This window comes from Legionella hackeliae, assembly GCF_000953655.1.
Classification (GTDB): domain Bacteria; phylum Pseudomonadota; class Gammaproteobacteria; order Legionellales; family Legionellaceae; genus Tatlockia; species Tatlockia hackeliae.
Map to the genome: position 1 here is coordinate 1,342,696 of NZ_LN681225.1, position 20,001 is coordinate 1,362,696.

Genomic DNA, 20,001 nt, shown 5'->3' on the forward strand with positions numbered 1-20,001 from the left:
AGCAATTAAGATACCTTTATTTTGAGGTCATAGCAACGAGAGGCATATTATCTAATTTACTGATAGAAGCATGGAGACACTTTTAAGTCCTGCGGCGTATTTAAAAATTAAAACCAGATGAGGTCATCCGGTTTTTAATTTAACGACTCAGTTATACTGCTTCTAACGCCTTGGCAATCGATTCAGTCATTGATTTCGCATCACCAAAAAGCATATAAGTGTTATCGCGGAAGAACAGATCATTCTCAACACCAGCATAACCCGGTGAAAGGCTGCGTTTGACGAATAAGACAGTTTTTGCCTTTTCTACCTCTAAAATTGGCATACCATAAATCGGTGAACCCGGATCGGTTTTGGCTGCGGGATTCGTTATATCATTCGCGCCGACAACAAAAGCCACATCGGCTGTAGCAAAATCGCGATTGATTTCACTTTGTTCGAATACTCTGTCATAGGGAATATTCGCTTCAGCCAAAAGTACGTTCATATGGCCAGGCATACGACCGGCAACCGGATGAATGGCAAAGCGAACATGAATATCGCGCTTCTCCAGGGCATCTACTAATTCTTTAACAGCGTGCTGTGCGTGAGCAACTGCCATACCATAACCAGGAACAATAATGACATCTTTTGCGTTGCTTAAAAGGAATGCTGCATCCTCACCGTTGGCTTGATGAATTTGCTGATTATCGCGATGGACTGCACTTTCACTGGAGTCAGAGCTTTTTATTCCTCCAAAAATGACGTTAATAATTGAGCGATTCATTCCCACGCACATAATGTAACTCAAGATAGCCCCGCTGGCGCCTACTAAAGCCCCCGTGATAACGAGCAAGTGGTTACTTAAAGTAAATCCAATACCTGCCGCTGCCCATCCTGAATAAGAGTTTAACATTGAAATAACCACGGGCATGTCCGCACCGCCAATGGGAATAATTAATAAAAAACCAATCAGGAATGACAGGAGAGCTATCGCTATGAAAATAGGGAGTGCTTGACTCATGACGAAATAGATAAGCAGTCCAAGGATTGCCAAACCGATTACCAGGTTTCCTACTTTTTGCCCGGGATAACGAACGGGTTGCCCAGACATAATCCCTTGTAATTTTAAAAAGGCAATCACAGAACCTGAGAAGGTGATGGCCCCAATGATGAGTCCGAGACTCATTTCAATAAGACTTGTTAAGTGAATGTCACCAGGTGTGCCGATATGAAATGAAGCCGGAGCCAAGTAGGCGCAGAAAGCCACAAGGACTGCTGCAAGACCGACTAAGGAGTGGAAGCCGGCAACTAATTGTGGAATGGCAGTCATATGAATTGTAAGGGCAATGATTGTTCCAACCAGTCCTCCTGCGACAATTAAACCCACTAGTAGCCAATGATGATGCACTGAGGGCATCATCAACGTTGAGCCAATGGCAATAGCCATCCCTAAAATTCCCAATAAGTTACCTCGACGGGAAGTAGAAGGGCTTGCTAAACCTTTAAGCGCAAGAATAAAACATATCGCAGCAATCAGATAAAGAAACGGAAACCAAGAAGTCATACGCTCATCCTTATAGACAATATCCTAAACAATAGTGTTGCAATCTTAGTGCGTATCTCATCAACACTATTTCTTATACATGCGTAACATGCGTTGGGTAACAACGAACCCACCAAAAATATTAATGGCGGTTATAAAAATTCCTAACCCTCCCAAAAAGGTAATCGTTCCTGTAAATTGTGCTCCAGCAGCAATCAATGCACCCAAAATGATAATACTGGAAATGGCATTCGTCACTGACATGAGCGGTGTATGTAGGGCTGGAGTTACTTTCCAAACCACATAATAGCCAACAAAACAGGCCAGAACAAAAATCGTTAAAATGGCAATATAGGGATTACCTAGAGTATTAGTATCAGGCATATTGTGTTTCCTTAAAGGGCATGTGACGGCCGTCGTGACAAAGCATGGCTTGTTTAATAATCTCATCTTCTGCATTAAAAGAAAGCTCTGTAGCAGAGGGGACAATTAGACGAATTAAATTGACTACATTATTTGCATAAAGCTCGCTGGCTGTTGCCGGGACAAGTCCTGCCATATTGCTATAACCAACAATAGTCACCTCACCATGCTTAGTAATTTTATCTTTTTCACTTAATTCGCAATTGCCACCACGGGCTGTTGCTAAATCAACAATTACTGATCCAGGTTTCATTTGTTCAACGGTGTTTTTGGTCAGTAATACAGGGGCTGGTCTCCCAGGGATTAATGCGGTTGAGACAGTGATGTCACTTTGTCTGGCGTATTGATCAATAAGCTCAGCCTGTAAGCGTTTATATTCCTCACTCGTTTCACCGGCATAGCCACCGCTGGTTTCAGCATCATGCTCAGCACTGACCTCAATAAACTCAGCGCCTAAACTTTCCACTTGTTCTTTGGCTGCCCGACGCACATCAAAGGCATAAACCACAGCGCCCAGGCGTTTTGCCGTGGCTATGGCTTGCAAGCCTGCCACACCCGCGCCAAGAATTAATATTTTTGCTGGATGAATCATTCCTGCAGCAGTCATCATCATTGGAATCGCGCGTTTAAAATGAGACACGGCTTCAAGTACTGCACGATAACCAGCCAGGTTTGCTTGAGACGATAAACTGTCCATGCTTTGAGCACGACTTATCCGAGGAATGAAATTCATTGAAAAAATGCTGACTTTTTCTTTACAGCCCCAGGGTAGTAAATTGCCAGCAGGCTCATTATCCACATGTCCTATAACCAGTGTGTTTGCTTCGATGCCAGTTAATTCCTGAGGTTTAGGTTCGTTGACACAAACTACAATATTGGCAGTGCTCAGGAGGGTTTTTCTGTCATTTACCACTGTAGCACCTGCTTCCTGATAAGCTGCATCACTAAAACCAGAGGCAAGTCCAGCATTGGATTCGATGGTGACATCAAAACCCATTTTTACATAATGTTTGACGGCATTGGGGGTAATTGCGACACGAGTATCGCTGTTACTTTCGTTTAAAGCTGAAATGAGCATGGAGATATCCTTTTCACCGCAGATTAACTTATCCTATTGGAATCTGTTTGATATTGCTAGTTTTTAACTAAATTTTTCAGTGATTAAGGTTTTTTGCTAAAGGTTAAAAATTGTCTTTTTTGAAAAAAATATTTCCAAAAGTAAATGAAAGTGGCATAATGTTCAACTTTTAACAAGTTGGTGAAATTATGCATTACTCAGATTGTTTTGAATTAGTTAAAAAACTTAAAGACAAAGTTTTCGCAGAAAAGCTTCAAAGAGAACTGGAGACGGTAGAAAAATTAGCTAACTCGCCCACATTTACAGAGTTCGTAAAAGACGATAAATCGACAAAAAGCCTTTTAGTACTCCGCAGAGAGTATGACCTTGCTAGGCTTCAAGCGGTTAAAAAAGGAATTAGAACTATACTGGACACGTATTTTGCTGAGAATGAGCATGAAATTAAAACTGTTTTGCTTCACATCAAAGAAGCAATCAAACAGCGAACTAAGAACTATGAAGAGTTAGTAAATTACACCCATTATTCTGATCTTGCACAGAAGTATGCAACACATTATCTTCCGTTTAATCATCTAAGTGATCCTTTCAAAGGTCCCACCCCTGTGGATTATGGTTGGGGGCACAGCCAACACTATGCTGACTTAGCATCTCGAACAGAGTTAGACAGTTTAACTACCGCATCTAATAAAAGAATCCATACCTTCGCTCAATCCAGCCACTCTTTGGCGGATATCTTCTTCAGACGTGTAGGTCGCTATTCAGTCGATGAAGAGGTAAAAGTACGAAATGCTATTTGGAAATCGTTAAAAGCTCTTGATGATAAAGCAATTCTTGATATGACTATTACTATGGGGACAAACAGTCACTCTATGGCTATAAGAATGGTTAACGAAGGTGTTGAGTTTTATGATCATAACTACGGTTTGGTAAGATTCCAGAATCGTGAAAAAGCAGTAAGTTTTATTACTGCCCACTTGACGCATATTTCTACCACTGCCAAGGAAGAAATCAGTGTTATTGAGACTTATAAGCTGCCTTATACCAATAATCACGGCCATCAGATTGTTTCTGATTTAGACAAGTCTAGAATTCCAGTGCCTGTAGTGAGTAAAGCAGAGGACGAAAAACCACCTGTGCAGCCCAATGTTAGTGAAGCGATTGATGCTTTAGAAAATTATGCCACTTCTTTAAAGAAATCCTCTGATATTAAGGCAAAAATCAAAGCGAATGAGTTGGATTTCTTAGCAAAAGAATTGAACGAGCTGATTTCTGCTGGTGCAATACAGGAGAGGGTGGGGGCTATTCTGCAGAATAAAGATCATAGTCTTATGGTTAATCGTGGGACAGGTTTTTATTTCTTCAAGTCAGGTTTCAAAAGCCACAGCACTACCGAGACTTTGTTGCAAAACATACATAAGGCTGCTACGCCTAGTTAAATGGACTTGTAGGTGGGAATGGATTCCTATACAGTAAGCCCTTTTTGCAAGTCCAATGGAAATATGGAAATTCTCTGTTTTTTTGCAGGGACGGCTTACTTTTATTCAAAGTCAGTATATGCCCTTTTATTGGTAATTTTTGCCTGTATTCTCTCCCCACGTTGGTCATTTCTTATTTGGTTTCTTGCCGCTCTATTGTGGGCTACTGTTCATCAATGGTGGATAGCGGATTTGGCTATGCCAAACAACACTCGTGTTATTCCAAAAGCTAGGTTGGAAGGAGAGATTGTATCCATTCCTAACACAACGGATTTCAAATCCCAATTTCAATTTAGAGTTAGCCGTTTTAATGGAAACGCAGCGCAATCCACCGTATTACTCGCTTGTTATAATCATTGTCCATCCTTCAATGTCGGAGACTTTTGGGATTTTGAAGCAAAATTAAAAAAACCAGTAAACTTGGGAAATCCAGGAAGTTTTGATTATGTGAGTTGGTTAAATGCACGTCATTTGGAGTGGACTGGCTATATTAAACCGCATCGCGCCAAACTTCTTAATCGTCTTCATTCACAAACTCTGTTAAGTATCCGCGAACAACTTGCTTCAAGCGTGGTTAAATTATTACCCAATGAAGACAGTTTGGGTATTGTTGAAGCATTAACGCTGGGCTTAACAAGCCATATCGACAAAAAGCAATGGGATCTTTTTCGACGAACAGGAACCACGCATTTGATGGTGATTTCAGGGGCGCATATTGGGTTAGTAGCTGGATTAAGTTTTGCACTAATGCGTTGGCTTTGGACTCGAAGTAGCCGGTTATGCCTTTATTATCCTGCAGCACAGCCTGCAAGCATTCTGGGTTTGTTAATGGCCCTGGTTTATGCGCTTTTGGCAGGATTTGCGGCTCCTGCACAACGCTCCTTAATTGCTTGTTTTTTTCTGCTGGTTAAAAATTTTTTAAATTATCGTTTTACCACCTGGCAAGCCTGGCGTTATGGTTTATTGGGAGTGTTGTTATTTGAGCCCCATGATGTTTTATTGCCCGGATTCTATTTATCTTTCTTAGCAGTCGCGAGTTTACTTCTAGGAAGTCAGCGCTTAACAATGTCAGGTTTAAAAAAAAGCATTGGCTTACAACTTATCTGTCTTTTTGGTTTGATGCCTTTGACCTTATTTTGGTTTTCCTATGGGGCAATTAATGGATTTTTTGCCAATTTGTTAGCAATACCAATGGTTGGGTTTATTATTGTGCCTTTGGCGCTTATTAGTTTATTTTTGGTACAGTGTTGGGATAACTCCTGGATACTCCTGCCTGTACATTGGGCGATTGAAGGATTACTTTATTTTCTGCGATGGGTGGATTCGTTTTCGCAAGTTAATTTAAGTTTTTCTTTTAACGATATTTTATCCCCTTTAGCGTTAATGCTTGTGATGATGTTGGGGTTATTTCTACCATTAAGGGCATTATTTCCTGCCATGATTGTCTTGAGTATAACAGCGCTTTGGCCCGGTTTTTCCAAAGTGAAAAAAGGGGATGCCGAAATCAATATTCTTGATGTGGGACAGGGATTGGCAGTCCTGGTACAAACCGCAAATCACAGGCTGGTTTATGATACGGGGATTAAGTTTTATCAGGGTGGGGATATGGCCAAATTGGCAATCATTCCCTTTCTTAAAACGCTTGGCGTTAAAAGGATTGACAAGGTAATAATTAGTCATCCTGATCTCGATCATCGTGGTGGCTTGGAGTCTCTTGAGTCCACTTATCTTGTTGATGAACTTTTAGTGAATGAGGTTTCTTTTTATCATCGCGGAAAAAATTGCCACCATTATCCTTCTTGGCAATGGGATGGGGTTTCCTTTAAGTTTTTAGCAATTAATAAGCGGTTTAAAAATAAGAATAATAATTCTTGTGTATTACAAGTTAAAAATAAGAAAGGTCGCATTTTACTCACTGGAGATATTGAGCGCCTGGCGGAGGATTTTTTGGTAAAAGCCTACAAAGAACAACTTGCCTCAACCGTTGTTGTGGTACCTCATCATGGCAGTAAAACATCGTCATCGTTACAATTTATCCAGCAAATTGCACCAAAGTTTGCGATTATTTCAGCAGGTTTTGACAATCGTTACCATTTTCCCCATGGGCAAACCCTGAAAACCTTTGAGCGGCAAAAGATTAACGTATTTAATACGGCGGAGTGTGGCATGGTCACTGTACAGTTGTTCGTAAAAAAAGACAGGGTTGAACCATTTTGTTATAAACCCATTAAGAGTGGGTAAAAATTGTTCTCATTCAATTCTCATTGACAATAAAATATACATAATGTACCATGAGGCCCACTTTTACTGTTAAGTTGAGTTGCATGCGAATAGTTGCTCTGTGGGTTTCGTTGTTTGCCATTTGTTTCACTGCTAACGTTTTCGCTGCAGAGTATAATTGCCAACAACATCAATGTGTGGCTGTTGTTGATGCTGGTAGCACGGGTTCTCGTGTGCATATTTATTCTTATGATTTAGACAGTACTCAAAGCCCAATCAATATTAACGAAGTGTGGTCTAAGCGGATTAAACCCGGTTTCGCAACTATCGAGCCTAATAGTCCAACCATCGATGCTTATTTGACGACATTATTGTCTGGTGCGCCGGAAAACAATTTACCCATCTATTTCTATTCGACAGCAGGTATGCGTTTACTGCCAAAACCAAAGCAACAACAACTGTATGGTTTGTTGCAACAATGGTTTGCAAACCAATCAAGCTGGCAACTAAAAAATGCTAAAACCATTACCGGCACGGAAGAGGGTATTTTTGGTTGGTTAGCGGTAAATTATCAACGCGGATCGTTGGAAGCGACTGATCAAGACTTATCCGGCGTAATGGATATGGGGGGAGCTTCGGTACAAATTATTTTCCCTGTGGAAAAAACAGACGGGATTAATTCACAAGACTTGCAGCAAATTGACCTTTACGGTCGTCATCTGACTATTTTTGTTCATAGTTTTTTAGGCCTGGGTCAAACTGAAGTGACACACCAGTTTCTCGACGAATCAGTCTGTTTCGCCAACAACTATGAACTTCCAACAGGGCAGCCCGCATCAGGCGATGCTTACTCCTGCGAGAGTGATGTCGCTTCTTTAATGAATTCCGTACACCGAGTTAATCATGTGGTCCAACCTGTGATGACAGCAAATCCTGTAAATAACTGGTTCGTCATTGGAGGTCTCGCTGAACTCACTCGCAGCAAGCCATTCCAACTTGAAAATCAATTTAGCAGCCAGGATTTACTGGAACAAGCCAACACACAAGTATGCCACCAAGATTGGCAAATCCTTGTTAACCAATATCCCAACAACGACTACCTCTACGGCTACTGCTTATTCCCAGCGTATTACTACGCGCTAATAGTAGACGGTTACGGCTTACAACCCCAACAAGAAATCAACCTAATGGCTGCCAATCAAAACAGCGATTGGACACTAGGCGTTGTCTTAACCCAAAAGCCAGCGCAAGCTTCTTGAGAATCTTGCGCCCCAACCATCTCTGGGTATAATAATAAACTATCGCCGTTGTAGCTCAGTCGGTAGAGCACTTGATTCGTAATCAATAGGTCCGCGGTTCGATTCCGCGCAACGGCATTGTAAATCAATGGGTTATAGAAAAATAAAAGAGAACTCTATTTGCGTGTCGAATATGTGTCGAAGTTTGATAGGGCAATATAGTTAAACAGGAAGTTACGATGGTAAGATTGATAACAGAAGACGATTTAGAGGTATTTGAGCAAGAGAGAGAATTGAATCAAGCTGCAAGAGAAACTGAACAAAGTTGGCTTGAAGAAGTGTGACCCCGCATTAATGTAAGAATATTTCTGAGCACCATCTTTAAATGTTTAATTTTAAGTCAAATGGCTCTAATTTTTTCAATTAATTCCCGTATAATTCATTTTTTAAATTATCCCAAGTAAATGGAATTAAGTTGAAAGTATGCAATCCAAATTCGAGAAGTTTAATGAATTACTACAAGAACTTAAAATTGAAACCGCTCAAAATTTATCAAACCGTGATTTAGTAAACTTCGCTCAGACATCAAAATATCATTTGGCTTTATTTAAACCGGTGATTGATGTTCGTAAATTATTGCATCATGTGACACGCGGGGAACATGATGCCGTTAAAGCAATGTTAGAGAAGGACATGAGTTTATTTTTTAAAAGAGGCGTCGTTACGGATTGTTCTGGGCGCGAATTTGAGAATATCAGCGCTTTTGAATATGCGCTGTGGGCCCTGGATAAACACATGTGGGCAGCAATGATTGCGTGCATTCCACAGAATGAAGAAGGCAGAAAGGTATTCGCTCGTTTGATTGCTCAGTACAACAAAGTGAACACAGACGGAGTCAGTTATAAGCTGAATGGGAAAACAATCACTGAACAGCATTTTGATTTCAAAAATACCCTCATCAAAGAGCTGCAAACACACGAGGATTTAATCAACGCTCCAGAGGTTAAAAATAGCGATGTCATTGATATACAATGGAGAGAGGGTGTAGGGGCTGCTCAAAACCTTTTGCCTATGCATGTTGTTCATGAGTACTGCTCTGATGAACCGTTTTATCCTGTACCTAAGTTTATCTACCAGCCAAAATCATCGAAGCAATTTTATATTTGGTCTACTAACAAGGTTGCAAATTGGTTTAGTGTTGATTCTAAGTGAGCGGTTGATTTTGCTATATATAAAGGGAAGGGGGAGCGTTGCGTGGCTTGGCGAGATCATTGGGGCACGCTCGATTTGGCTGCCATGATGGTATTATGTAAAGTAAGAACAAACGATTTTCTCGATCTCAAATCGCAGCTTGAGTTATTGTCAAAAGTGGTGTACGACATTAAGCGGCCTTCCTGTCTGATTGTTTGACAACCTGTACTCCATCTTCAAATTTAACGTTATTAACAACAAGCGTTATTAGTTTAAAACCTCTCATTTTTATCCATCGCTTTTGGTCGGATTCATTAATTTAAACACCATTGCTAGCAACGTAGCCTGGTTGACGCTTGCGGCAACCGGGTTTTCAACTCAATATTCTTCCCCAAAATTCCCCCTCAAATCTCTTATCCCACCCCAGTTCTCCGAAATTATCCCTTGTCGGATATAACGATGAATACTCGAATATTGCCAATCACTCGCAAGGTTAACTAACTTATGTTTCACGGGATTGTAGTGGATGTAATTAATATGCGTTGTTAAATCGACTTCATTACGGATACGATGCTCCCAAAATCTTCTTTGCCACAATGAATATTCCCCACGTTTATTTTTTGAGAGAAGAACTCCGGAGTTTATCAGACTCTTGGAAAAATAAGTTTTAATCAATCGCCATCGTAAAGAGTAGTTGGAGTCATTCTTTGGTAATTCCCATAGGGTGTGGAGATGATCGGGTAGAACGACCAGGGCGATGGTTTTAAATGGAATTTGGTTTCGTACGGATCGAAAGGCAGTTGTTAAACAGTTAATATGCTCAATAAGAATAGATGAGTTACGATCCTTCAATGTGACTGTGAAAAAAAAGGTTCCTCCAGGATAAAATTCCCGACGATATTGGACCAATGGTATTCCTTTTTCTTGGTTGATAGGAGGGAATGTAATTTAGATGAGATTAGTTTTCAAGAGGAAAACCCGGTTGTCGCAAGCGCCAACCAGGCTACGCATACTGTTAAAAAAGGTAATGGAAGCAATGACAGAAAACCGAGGGCTTCCGTATTTAATTTTTACTTCATAAAATGAGGCCATATGAAAAAAGAAGTGCGCTTTGCGGTTGAAGATGATTTTGATTTTATTTATGAAACTTTAACTGAGGATTTAAAAGAACAAGGGGTATTATATCGTTTTAAATATTCTAAGCACGAATTTAAAACGACTATTTTTGGAGAAAAGCCCTTGGCTACTTTTTTAATCTTAATCATTGATGGAAAAAAAGCCGGATTTGCTAATTTTTCCATTGATTATCGAAATTTTACTGTAAACTCAAAAGCAAACATGTATTTAAATGATCTCTTTGTGGCGAAGCAATACCGTCGAAAAAGAGGAGCAGCCTTATTAATGAAGAGACTAGAAGAAATAGCCATACAAGAAAATTGTGGTCGAATTGAGGGGGTTGTGCTTTCTAATAATGTGGAGGCTCTTGAATTTTACAAAAAGTTTCTAAACGGAAAAATTATAAGCGATAAACTTCATTACATGCGCTTAGAGTTGAACTCTGATAGAAAATAGATCATCTTGATACCACAGTGAGGTAGCCTGGTTGACGCTTGCGGCAACCGGGTTTTCAACTCAATATTCTTCCCCAAAATTTCCCCTCAAATCTCTTATCCCACCCCAGTTCTCCGAAATTATCCCTTGTCGGATATAACGATGAATACTCGAATATTGCCAATCACTCGCAAGGTTAACTAACTTATGTTTAACGGGATTGTAGTGGATGTAATTAATATGCGTTGTTAAATCGACTTCATTACGGATACGATGCTCCCAAAATCTTCTTTGCCACAATGAATATTCCCCACGTTTATTTTTTGAGAGAAGAACTCCGGAGTTTATCAGACTCTTGGAAAAATAAGTTTTAATCAATCGCCATCGTAAAGAGTAGTTGGAGTCATTCTTTGGTAATTCCCATAGGGTGTGGAGATGATCGGGTAGAACGACCAGGGCGATGGTTTTAAATGGAATTTGGTTTCGTACGGATCGAAAGGCAGTTGTTAAACAGTTAATATTCTCAATAAGAATAGATGAGTTACGATCTTTCAATGTGACTGTGAAAAAAAAGGTTCCTCCAGGATAAAATTCCCGCGATATTGGACCAACTGTCTTCCTTTTTCTTGGTTGGTAGGGGGGAATGTAATTTAGATGAGATTAGTTTTCAAGAGGAAAACCCGGTTGTCGCAAGCGCGTCAACCAGGCTAAGTATACTAAAGATTATATGAGCATCACGGGAGCAACAATTGCGACAACAACTCGAGATCTGTGTGACTTAGTTAAAAAAAAATATTCTCAAACGAACTGGCGAACTTAAATAAACTCGGTATTTTTTAAATCTGGATGAGGATTAAGGCTATGCTAGATATATTTATGGAGTTCAATTGAAAAGATATGTCTAAATATTCAGGTGGATGCTATTGCGGGGCAGTGAAATTTTATTGTGATAGCGCTCCGTTTTTTACTCAATATTGTCATTGCAACAAATGCCGTGAGGTAGCGTCGCAATCAAAACGTGAAAGTGATAAGCAAGGTTATTCGTGGACAGCAGGATATTTACTAGCAAGTTTCAAGATAATAGCAGGGATTGATAATCTTGATGCAATTATTAAAAACCATGCAAAACTCCTGCTTTGTAAATCATGCCACAGTCTTATTTATGGTATTTCACTGGATCCTAATATGCAGGAAGGTATAGGTATTAATGTAAATAATTTTTATTTTATAGGCTCAATACCAGAATCCTTTAAACCTGTTAGACATATCTGGTATGTGAATAGAATAGTTAATTTTGATGATCCTTTGCCCAAATTTAAAGATGCACCAACAGAGCAATTTGGTTCAGGGGAGTTATGGCATGAAGATGATTGAAATAATACCTGAAAAATATTATTGACGTAGGTTGGCTTCCTTGCCGAACCTACTTTAAGTTAAGCATTCATTAATTTTAGTTTGTTATGATATATAAATCTTTTTTTTATTCTGATGCTATGCACTACTCTGACTGTTACAAATTAATCAAAAAGCTTAACGATAAAGATTTTGCTGTACAATTGAAAAAGTCATTAAAAGCGTTGGAAAAAGACGCTAATAATCCTAATTTTATTGCGTATTTAAAACAGGCTCCTGTAGAAAAATCGATTTCTGAATTACGAAAAGAATATGATCTGCTGCAGCTTACAAAAGTAGTTACAGGGATAGAAACAATACTTCAATCTCTACCAAAAAATAACGCGGATCATGCAATATCAGAAATTGAAACTGTCCTAAAAAACATCAAAAAAACGGCAAACCAACAAAAACTGCATTACCATCAAAATGCCCATACGCATTATGCTAATCTAGCAAAAAAATATGCCACTCATTTTATTCCTTTTGATCAATCAAACGATCCATTTAAAGGGTCTGATTTTAATGGATATTGCTGGGGACATAGTCATCGTTACGGAAGATTGGCTTCTATGGGCGTATTGGACAGTTTATCGGTAGCTTCTGACAAAAAACTCTATACAACCTTTAAAGATAACTGGAGCTTTGCTGACATTTTGTTTAGACGGGTAGGTTGGTATTTCGCTGTAAGACAAGAGATAAAGATTCGTAATGCAATTTGGGATGCCCTGAAGCAGTTGGATGAAAAAAGCACCCTCAATTTTAATTTTCTTGTGAATACTTCAGGCTTTCACTCCACAGCACTTAGAATGGTGGGTAATGGGGTTGAATATTATGAAAATAATTACGGTTTAGTAAAATTTAATAGTCGTGAAAATGCCGTCAATTTTTTAACAAAGCATTTACTTCACCAGGCACTTCAAGCACAAGGTGAGGTTAGTTTTATCACGGTTTATAAACTACCTTATGACAATAACGTAGAGCATGATGTTTTTGCCGATCTACCACAAGCGGTTATTCATAGAGAGAGCTCTTTTTCACCAGAAACTGAAACAATGCCTCGACATCCAAATTTAATGGACGCTCTTACAGACCTCGAGAATTATATAAGTGAGTTAGAAACAAGTAAGGACGTTAAGGCAAGAATTAAAGCGAATGAACTGAAATGTTTATTTGAAGAATTCAAGTCATTATCGGACGATATGATAGGTCAGCGTGTGGGTCAGATACTTGAAAATAAAAATCATAGTTTAATGATAAATCGCGGAACTGGATTTTATTTTTTTGCATCAGGATTTAAAAGCCACAGTACCACAGAGACTTTACTGCAAGCTATCCATAAAGCTACTTTACAAAATGTCTTAAGTTTAAAATAATACTTTGAACTTTAAATTTGTCATTGATATGTTGGTTGGGTCAGATGATCCCAACCTGTTTGATAATTGTCGAACATTGAGTGAGTTGCTAGCCACCTGGTCTGGGTGCGGTAGGATCTAACTCTTCATTACGCTCTACTGTTTCAATTTTGGTATCTTTGGGACCTTGATTATTGCGTTGAGCATCCACTTCTTCCACCGTATCGACAGGACCTAGGTTATTAAGAATGTGTCGTTTAATTTCGGCTGCAGTATCTACAGGAGAGGGGTCCGCTTCGGTTTCCAATCGTTCGTTTTTATCAAATTGCGCTTTTATTTCAGACCATTTATCTTGGCGTGGTTGACTAGGCATAACATTTCCTCAAAAACATGTTGCATATACTATTTTAGCAAAGCTAGCTTATCGTTTGCTTAATTGGTTTTGTGGTATATAAGGGGAAATCGGCAATAAACTCTGATAAAATGCTGCGCAATGAGTAGTTATATTGGTAAAGGTTTGATACATATTTACAAGAGGATAAGAGAATTACTATGAAAATTTCCCGGGTTAAATGGCTGTCATTGATAGTGGTTGCAGGTTCTTTTCTAACAATGCAAGTCAATGCTCAGTCAGAACCGCTTAAGAAAAAATTAGCGGAACTTGAAGCTTCCTCCGGAGGGAGAATTGGTGTTTATGCGATTAATACGGCAAATAATGCCCATTTGCAATATCGTGCCAATGAACGCTTTCCTACGGGTTGTACCTCAAAAGTAATGGGAGTTGCCACTATTCTTAATCAAAGCATGAATGATAGCTCTCTCTTATCGCAAAAGATAAGTTATACAAAGAATGATTTAACAAATTGGAATCCAATCACAGAAAAACATCTTGCCACTGGGATGACCGTTGCTGAATTGTGTGCAGCTTCGATTAGCTATAGTGATAATACCGCAATGAATCTCCTTGTTAAAAAGATGGGGGGAGTGGAACAAATGAATGTCTTTGCTCGTTCCATTAATGACACCTCATTTCGACAAGATAATGATTGGCCCAAAGAAGCACTCTCTGGTGGAAAAGGCAATTTAAAAGATAGTTCTACTCCGAAAGCCATGGCAAAAAGTTTACAAAAGCTTGCATTTACCAACGTCTTGGCTGAACCTCAACGGCAGCAACTCTTATCCTGGTTAAAAGCGACCACCACAGGTGATTTCCGTATTAGGGCGGGTGTCCCAAAAGGTTGGGTTGTTGGCGATAAAACAGGCACGGGTAGTTTTTATGGGACTACCAATGATATTGGAATAATTTGGCCTCCCAAATGTGCTCCGATCGTAGTTGCAGTTTATTACACGAGTGATGATAAAAAAGCAGTGAAAAGAGAAGATGTTGTTGCCTCTGCGACACGTCTCTTAATCGATAAATTTGCGCAAAACGATCCGTGTATCAAGGGTAATGTAAAGTAGCCAATAAGCTTAAGTAGCCTGGTTGACGCAAAGCGGCAACCGGGGGTACGTTTGTGCATAGCTTAATGCTATATTCCTGGCAATTTTATTTTTTCACAACATCCTATGCCTCAGATTACGAATAGCCTTCAATCATTGTTTGGACCTGATTCTCCAAGTGGTATGTCCCAAAAAAACACCGCTAGTACTCAATTATTTTTTGGCATGGAATTCAAAGAGGTTTTTAGTGAAGAAAATATCTTTACAGATGATTTGAAGAAAAGTGCACTCACACAAAATCCCACCCCAATCCCCGAAATTGATTTAGTTTATGTACTCGCTGCCAGAACAACTGTTTTAAGCCGGATCGCGGATATTGAGCTTGTGCAAATGAGTAAAAGAAATGAAGACGAGTTCGATCTTGTTGATGACATTCATAGAATGAAACTGGGTATCGAGCTTGCGATTCAGGTTTGTGCTCTTCGGGCCGGTAAAAATCCTGAAGAGTTAACTGAGAAGGATTATGTCATTCCCATTTTTTATAATGGCAGAGCAATTCATAATGAAGATCTAAAGAGAGCACTTAGAGATCCTGAATTACAGAAACAACTCGGCAAAGAACCGCTTCCTTATTATCCTGCAAGATTATTTACTATTTCGGCGCTTTATAACCCCAGAAAAAAGGCGCAAGGTCAAAATACAATAGCGCAAGCTCAATCGTTTCGTGATTATCTTGAACATCATCACCATGAACATGTGGCTATAGTTTCAAGTGCTTTCCATCTGCCTCGTGTCGCAAGAACACTCGGTTTAGACTCGCCGCAAATGGATGAAGTATTTATGGAGCCGGACAGAGGGTTCAGATTTCCCGATTCAATTGGTCACGTGAAATTATATTTATATGGTGTGCACAAAAATGAAGCCAGGAAAGGTATTAAGTTGGACCTTCTTGGGGAAAATGATGCAATGAAAAACTATTCTTCCGGTCAAGCGCCTTCTATATCCAGGTACCGCAGTAAAAATGTGTTTTTCACTGATGCCGAAATTTTCTCTTATAGAAGCCTTGCTAAAGCAATATTCTGGAGTAAACATGCGAATCATAGAGAGGACAATACAATTCCGGAAGTGAGAAGAATAAATCATACAGTGGAAATGTAGTTAAGAAGAACTAAATCTTATCACCTCGCTATAAAATCACAATTTAGTCAAAATGTTGTGAGGGGGTGTCTTGTATTGTTACAATGTGCGTTTTAGTTGAGCAACATGAATATCTAATTTATAAGGTGAGCTCCCTTGAAATACCAAATTCTTTATGATCAAAATCGCATCGACTCAGAAATAATCACACAACATTCCGGTACTATAGCCCAGATTATGGCGCAAGAACTAGGTTATCCAAAAGTAAAGAAGTTAAAGGGTATCTCTTATCAAAATGAAGATGTGTTTCGCGCTAAAACAGATAGAAAACAACGCTTGGTTTATACCTATACTTCCTATCAGGGAGAAAAAACACTTCTGATTTTGTATATTTTAGATGACCATAAGTACAATAAAATTAAACATCAATTGAAGGGTGAAACAGTCATTGGGGTGCAGCCCTTAGAGGAAAATAGCAATAAAAATTCCTCTGCCCCAAAAGAGAAAATAGAAAATATTACTATGCTACCTAGTGTTAGTTACAATCAGATGACACTAGTATTAGATGACGCTCAGCAGCAAGCGATTCAACAAAAAACCCCTTTATTATTAGCTGGTGTGCCCGGAGCAGGGAAAACAGTACTCCTGTACAATTTAATGATTCGTGCAATGGACAGTAATCATGACAGTGAAATTCAGGCAGGAACCACTTTATTTATATCTCAATCGGAAAGTTTGCTTAAAACGCTTAAAAATGATTATCAACAATCCCCTCTTGAAACAAGACCTACGGTCCAATTTTCTACCTGGAGTCAATTACTTCAAGCCCAATACCCCGATCGAAAACAGGTCAGTGAGGACGAATTTTCTCAATTCTTGAAAAAATCAAAATTAAAGACGGAGTTACCTCATGAAGTACATTATGAGCTTAGCTTAATTGCTGCTCTGGGTGTTGATGATTATCAAAAATTAGCCAGCCGACAATCGTATTACTCGGACAACCCTTCTAAAAAGAAAGCATTAATCAGCTTTCTTCAATTATGGCAAAACGATTTGGAAACGAATAAATTATTCGACCCAATGGTGACCAGATTAGATCCATTGAAGACACCCCGCTTTAACAACGTTTTTTGTGATGAAGCTCAAAATTTGCCACCGGTTGCTTTACTGGATTTTATTACCTATGCCAAAGATAAACGAATTGCTATTTGTCTTGATACCGAGCAGTGTCTTTTAAGCTCACCATTCATCCATAATTGTATAAAAATGTTGTTACAAAAACATTATGGATCATATAACGCACATGCCTTGTCACGGACCTGGCGCTGCCCCCCGAAAATTATTGCTGTTGCAGAACATTTGATGAATAAAAAACATCAATTGGATAGTGGGAATCGTCGTCTTTACTCTCATATTCAATCTGCTCAACCTGATGGAGGAGTAGTGACCTGGCTTAATGATTCTGTATTGGAGGAGTTAAGTCAGCATGGTAAATCCGCAAGTACTGTCGTTCTTACTGAATTGCTGTCCCAAGGGGAGCGAGAGCGTATTATTAAAAGTTTAGGGACAAATAATATTCTTAGTTCGTCTCAGGCTATAGGACTTGATTTTAACATTGTTATTTTATGGAAGCCCATTACACAAAATCCTTATCTCTGGTCGCTTTATCAAAAGTGGCAAACACAGAAATCATTCGATGTAACTTTACAGGAGCTCAACGCTCTGAATGCGTTATATGTTTCCATCACTCGGTCACAAAATGCAGTTTGTATCTATGAAACCGACAAGCGTGCGCTTCGTTTTGGAGAGTTCTTGCTTGGTGTATTACCTCTTAATCAAATCATGTTTTCTACTGTAAAGCTCACACTCGAAGAAGAAAGCAAACTTTGGGAAAAAGCGATTGAACATCATTTGGCAGAAAAACGATTTGATGTAGCTAGAGAACTCATGCAATTCCATTTGAAGATGGATCTGGCTTCGATTGAACGGCGTATTCGTGATTCGCAAAAAAGTGAGCAAAAGAAAGCAAGCTATGAGAACGATGATAACTCTCCAGCTACTGTACAAACCTTAACTCCAGAGAAAAAAATTACTCAATCAACTGATTCGAAAGAGGGGAATCAATCCTCAAAATCAGTTGAGAAATTTTCTAAAATTGAGAGCAAGCAAGAAGCATCCAAACCTAACAATAAAGCATCAAAGAAAGAAGCTACGCGAAAATATATTGCCGGTTTGCTTAAAAATCCAAGCCCGACAAATTTACTTGCGCTTTTCGCACATAAAAATGCTCAAACTTATTTATTTGACGAGCCAAACGCCAAAGGACTTTGCTTATTTATGCAGTTAGCGATGAACTTTGATGTGGATGTTAATGTCTTTACTGAACTGTGTATTCAGTATCTTCAGACTATTTCTTCCAGATTAACTGCTGAGCTCCTTACACAATCCTTATCAAGCAATTTTACTCTTTTGTACTATTTTTCGCATAACTCCCAAGGTTGCCGTTTCCTGAATAAGTTACTTCATGTAAATCCTAGACTGGCGGATAACATGGATCCACGCATGTTATTAATGATTCCAACTGGTTTTGACAAATCCACGTTATATAATTTGGCACTTTATGCTGCTGGAAGGCAGTTTTTATCAGCATTGATTAAATTTAATCCTGAACTTGGTAAAAAGTTACCAGCAGAAGCACTGTTCAATATTCCAAAGAACACACCTGAGTTAAAAAATAGTTCTGTATTTTCCTGGTTAGCTATGTCAGCAGAGGGCGCTAAACTTTTATCTACTCTGTTGAGAATAAATCCCGAGTTATTTAAGAATATGCCTGCGAAATTCTTAAAATTGATTCAACCTGGTATTTATGCTGATGAGGTAACTCTAACAACTAGCATCACCTCATTCGTTTATTTATCAGAAAACCAGCCAGGTAGGAAGTTTTTATGTGAATTGTTAGAGTTAAACCCGGAATTGCTTAAATCTATCAGTGCTGAGATGTTGTTTCGAAGAAATCCTCAAAAGCCGGAGCAGGATGTGTCAAGAACTCCCTTTGCTCTTCTTGCAAATTGTGTAGATGGTGATGGCCATCAATTGCTGGAACTAATATTTCGGGCGAATCCAGCATTATTTAAAGCAATTACCCCAGAAAATTTATCTTTAAAAAATTCTTTAACGAAAAAGAAAGTGTGCTCACCTCTTTTGGGCTTAACTGGTGGTAAAGGTCTTCCCAGGTTGCTAAAGATGTGTCCTGAATTAGCGATGTCTGTGACAAGTGAAGAGCTTTATAATGTTTATGAAAATGGAAGTAGTGGCGTAGCCCCTTTTTCTCTCCTTTGTCGCGATGCGGGGCATGAGACTTTAGAGCGGTTATTTAGTGCTAATCCCGCCTTAGCTAAAGATTTAACCGGGCAATTTCTAACTCATATTCAACCGGCAGCTCCTGGTAAAAAAGTCTACTTGTCACCTTTATATCTGTTATCACTATCCTCAGCGGGGATTCGAGTATTAAACAAATTACTAAGTTTAAATCCACAAATAGCTCAAGACATAATGGGGGCCTATTTATTATTTTCTCATGACATTTCGCCTTCTATGTTGTCTAGCACGCCTCTGTTTTCACTGGCTTCTGATGTATTTGGATGTCAGTTTTTAGATAGCCTGGTTACTTTGAATCCTGATATTAAATTTTCTGATAAATTTTTATTTAATCCTCTCTCAGCAAAAGACCCTACAACATTGGAGCAAATCCTTAGAAAAAATAAGTTTGGTATATCATTCCTGAAAAAAATAGGTTTGGACAAAGAGAATGCTCCGGATACTTTAGAAAAGGATTCGGCTTTGGAGTCCTATGATAATGTCAAAACCGAAAATGTTGAGACCAAGGTTTCGCAAGGAGGCTTTTTTGCTCGTAAAGGCAATAACAACAACGAAGTCAAGGAAGGATATACAGCCAGCCCTTAGGGAAAAAAGTTAT

At 39.1% G+C, this 20,001-nt stretch carries 15 protein-coding genes, 1 tRNA gene and 2 pseudogenes; 11 read left to right on the plus strand and 7 right to left on the minus strand.

The window, feature by feature from the left end; translation table 11 throughout:
- Positions 1–151 precede the first annotated feature (151 nt).
- From LHA_RS06085 to LHA_RS06095, 3 genes are all read right to left on the minus strand, one after another.
- On the minus strand, positions 152–1,546 hold the full coding sequence (locus LHA_RS06085) for an NAD(P)(+) transhydrogenase (Re/Si-specific) subunit beta (RefSeq protein ID WP_045105754.1): 1,395 nt from the start codon (positions 1,544–1,546) through the stop codon (positions 152–154).
- A 66-nt stretch (positions 1,547–1,612) separates the two neighbouring features.
- Positions 1,613–1,909 carry a proton-translocating transhydrogenase family protein gene (locus LHA_RS06090; RefSeq protein ID WP_045105755.1) on the minus strand — a complete coding sequence of 99 codons (297 nt, stop codon included), beginning with the start codon at positions 1,907–1,909 and terminating at the stop codon, positions 1,613–1,615.
- On the minus strand, positions 1,902–3,026 hold the full coding sequence (locus tag LHA_RS06095) for a Re/Si-specific NAD(P)(+) transhydrogenase subunit alpha (protein WP_045105756.1): 1,125 nt from the start codon (positions 3,024–3,026) through the stop codon (positions 1,902–1,904). Before LHA_RS06095 ends, LHA_RS06090 begins: the two co-directional genes overlap by 8 nt.
- A 188-nt stretch (positions 3,027–3,214) precedes the next feature.
- On the opposite strand from LHA_RS06095, the gene LHA_RS06100 reads away from it, so the two are divergent.
- From LHA_RS06100 to LHA_RS06120, 5 genes and pseudogenes are all read left to right on the plus strand, one after another.
- Positions 3,215–4,462, plus strand: a complete 1,248-nt coding sequence (locus LHA_RS06100; RefSeq protein WP_045105757.1) for a YopT-type cysteine protease domain-containing protein — start codon at positions 3,215–3,217, stop codon at positions 4,460–4,462.
- Positions 4,463–4,525: 63 nt separating this feature from the next.
- The gene (locus LHA_RS06105; protein WP_045105758.1) at positions 4,526–6,742 is read left to right on the plus strand and encodes a DNA internalization-related competence protein ComEC/Rec2; all 2,217 of its coding nucleotides are present in this window, start codon (positions 4,526–4,528) and stop codon (positions 6,740–6,742) included.
- 83 nt (positions 6,743–6,825) lie between these two features.
- Positions 6,826–7,980 carry an acetate and sugar kinases/Hsc70/actin family protein gene (locus LHA_RS06110; RefSeq protein ID WP_045105759.1) on the plus strand — a complete coding sequence of 385 codons (1,155 nt, stop codon included), beginning with the start codon at positions 6,826–6,828 and terminating at the stop codon, positions 7,978–7,980.
- A 44-nt stretch (positions 7,981–8,024) separates the two neighbouring features.
- Positions 8,025–8,097, plus strand: a tRNA-Thr gene (locus LHA_RS06115).
- A gap of 345 nt (positions 8,098–8,442) precedes the next feature.
- Positions 8,443–9,369 (plus strand): annotated as a pseudogene (locus tag LHA_RS06120) (F-box protein).
- Here the strand turns inward: LHA_RS06120 and LHA_RS17290 are convergent.
- Both LHA_RS17290 and LHA_RS06125 read right to left on the minus strand, forming a co-directional pair.
- A pseudogene (locus LHA_RS17290) lies at positions 9,341–9,501 on the minus strand (IS256 family transposase); the annotation flags it as partial. The pseudogenes LHA_RS06120 and LHA_RS17290 overlap by 29 nt on opposite strands.
- 27 nt (positions 9,502–9,528) lie before the next feature.
- Positions 9,529–10,059 carry an REP-associated tyrosine transposase gene (locus LHA_RS06125; RefSeq protein ID WP_045105760.1) on the minus strand — a complete coding sequence of 177 codons (531 nt, stop codon included), beginning with the start codon at positions 10,057–10,059 and terminating at the stop codon, positions 9,529–9,531.
- 183 nt (positions 10,060–10,242) lie between these two features.
- On the opposite strand from LHA_RS06125, the gene LHA_RS06130 reads away from it, so the two are divergent.
- Positions 10,243–10,722, plus strand: a complete 480-nt coding sequence (locus tag LHA_RS06130; protein ID WP_045105761.1) for a GNAT family N-acetyltransferase — start codon at positions 10,243–10,245, stop codon at positions 10,720–10,722.
- Positions 10,723–10,782: 60 nt separating this feature from the next.
- Here the strand turns inward: LHA_RS06130 and LHA_RS16510 are convergent, their stop codons facing one another.
- Complete coding sequence (locus LHA_RS16510) at positions 10,783–11,256, minus strand: REP-associated tyrosine transposase (protein WP_197541150.1); 474 nt, start codon at positions 11,254–11,256, stop codon at positions 10,783–10,785.
- Between the two features lie 342 nt (positions 11,257–11,598).
- Here LHA_RS16510 and LHA_RS06135 point away from each other — a divergent pair, with 342 nt between their 5' ends.
- Both LHA_RS06135 and LHA_RS06140 read left to right on the plus strand, forming a co-directional pair.
- Entirely contained in the window at positions 11,599–12,075 is a 477-nt protein-coding gene (locus LHA_RS06135) for a GFA family protein (RefSeq protein ID WP_045105762.1), read from the plus strand.
- Between the two features lie 86 nt (positions 12,076–12,161).
- Complete coding sequence (locus LHA_RS06140) at positions 12,162–13,469, plus strand: hypothetical protein (protein ID WP_045105763.1); 1,308 nt, start codon at positions 12,162–12,164, stop codon at positions 13,467–13,469.
- An 88-nt stretch (positions 13,470–13,557) separates the two neighbouring features.
- On the opposite strand, the gene LHA_RS06145 is transcribed toward LHA_RS06140, so the two are convergent.
- Positions 13,558–13,821 (minus strand): hypothetical protein, encoded by a 264-nt coding sequence (locus tag LHA_RS06145; protein ID WP_045105764.1) that lies wholly within the window; start codon positions 13,819–13,821, stop codon positions 13,558–13,560.
- 179 nt (positions 13,822–14,000) lie between these two features.
- Between LHA_RS06145 and bla the strand changes: the two genes are divergently transcribed.
- The 3 genes from bla (at position 14,001) to LHA_RS06160 (ending at position 19,988) form a co-directional block, all read left to right on the plus strand.
- Positions 14,001–14,909: a class A beta-lactamase gene (gene bla / locus LHA_RS06150; RefSeq protein WP_045105765.1), complete on the plus strand. Its 909-nt coding sequence runs from the start codon at positions 14,001–14,003 to the stop codon at positions 14,907–14,909.
- A gap of 105 nt (positions 14,910–15,014) precedes the next feature.
- Entirely contained in the window at positions 15,015–16,046 is a 1,032-nt protein-coding gene (locus tag LHA_RS06155) for a YdcF family protein (RefSeq protein ID WP_045105766.1), read from the plus strand.
- Positions 16,047–16,181: 135 nt separating this feature from the next.
- The gene (locus LHA_RS06160; RefSeq protein WP_045105767.1) at positions 16,182–19,988 is read left to right on the plus strand and encodes a DNA/RNA helicase domain-containing protein; all 3,807 of its coding nucleotides are present in this window, start codon (positions 16,182–16,184) and stop codon (positions 19,986–19,988) included.
- The last annotated feature ends 13 nt before the right edge of the window (positions 19,989–20,001 follow it).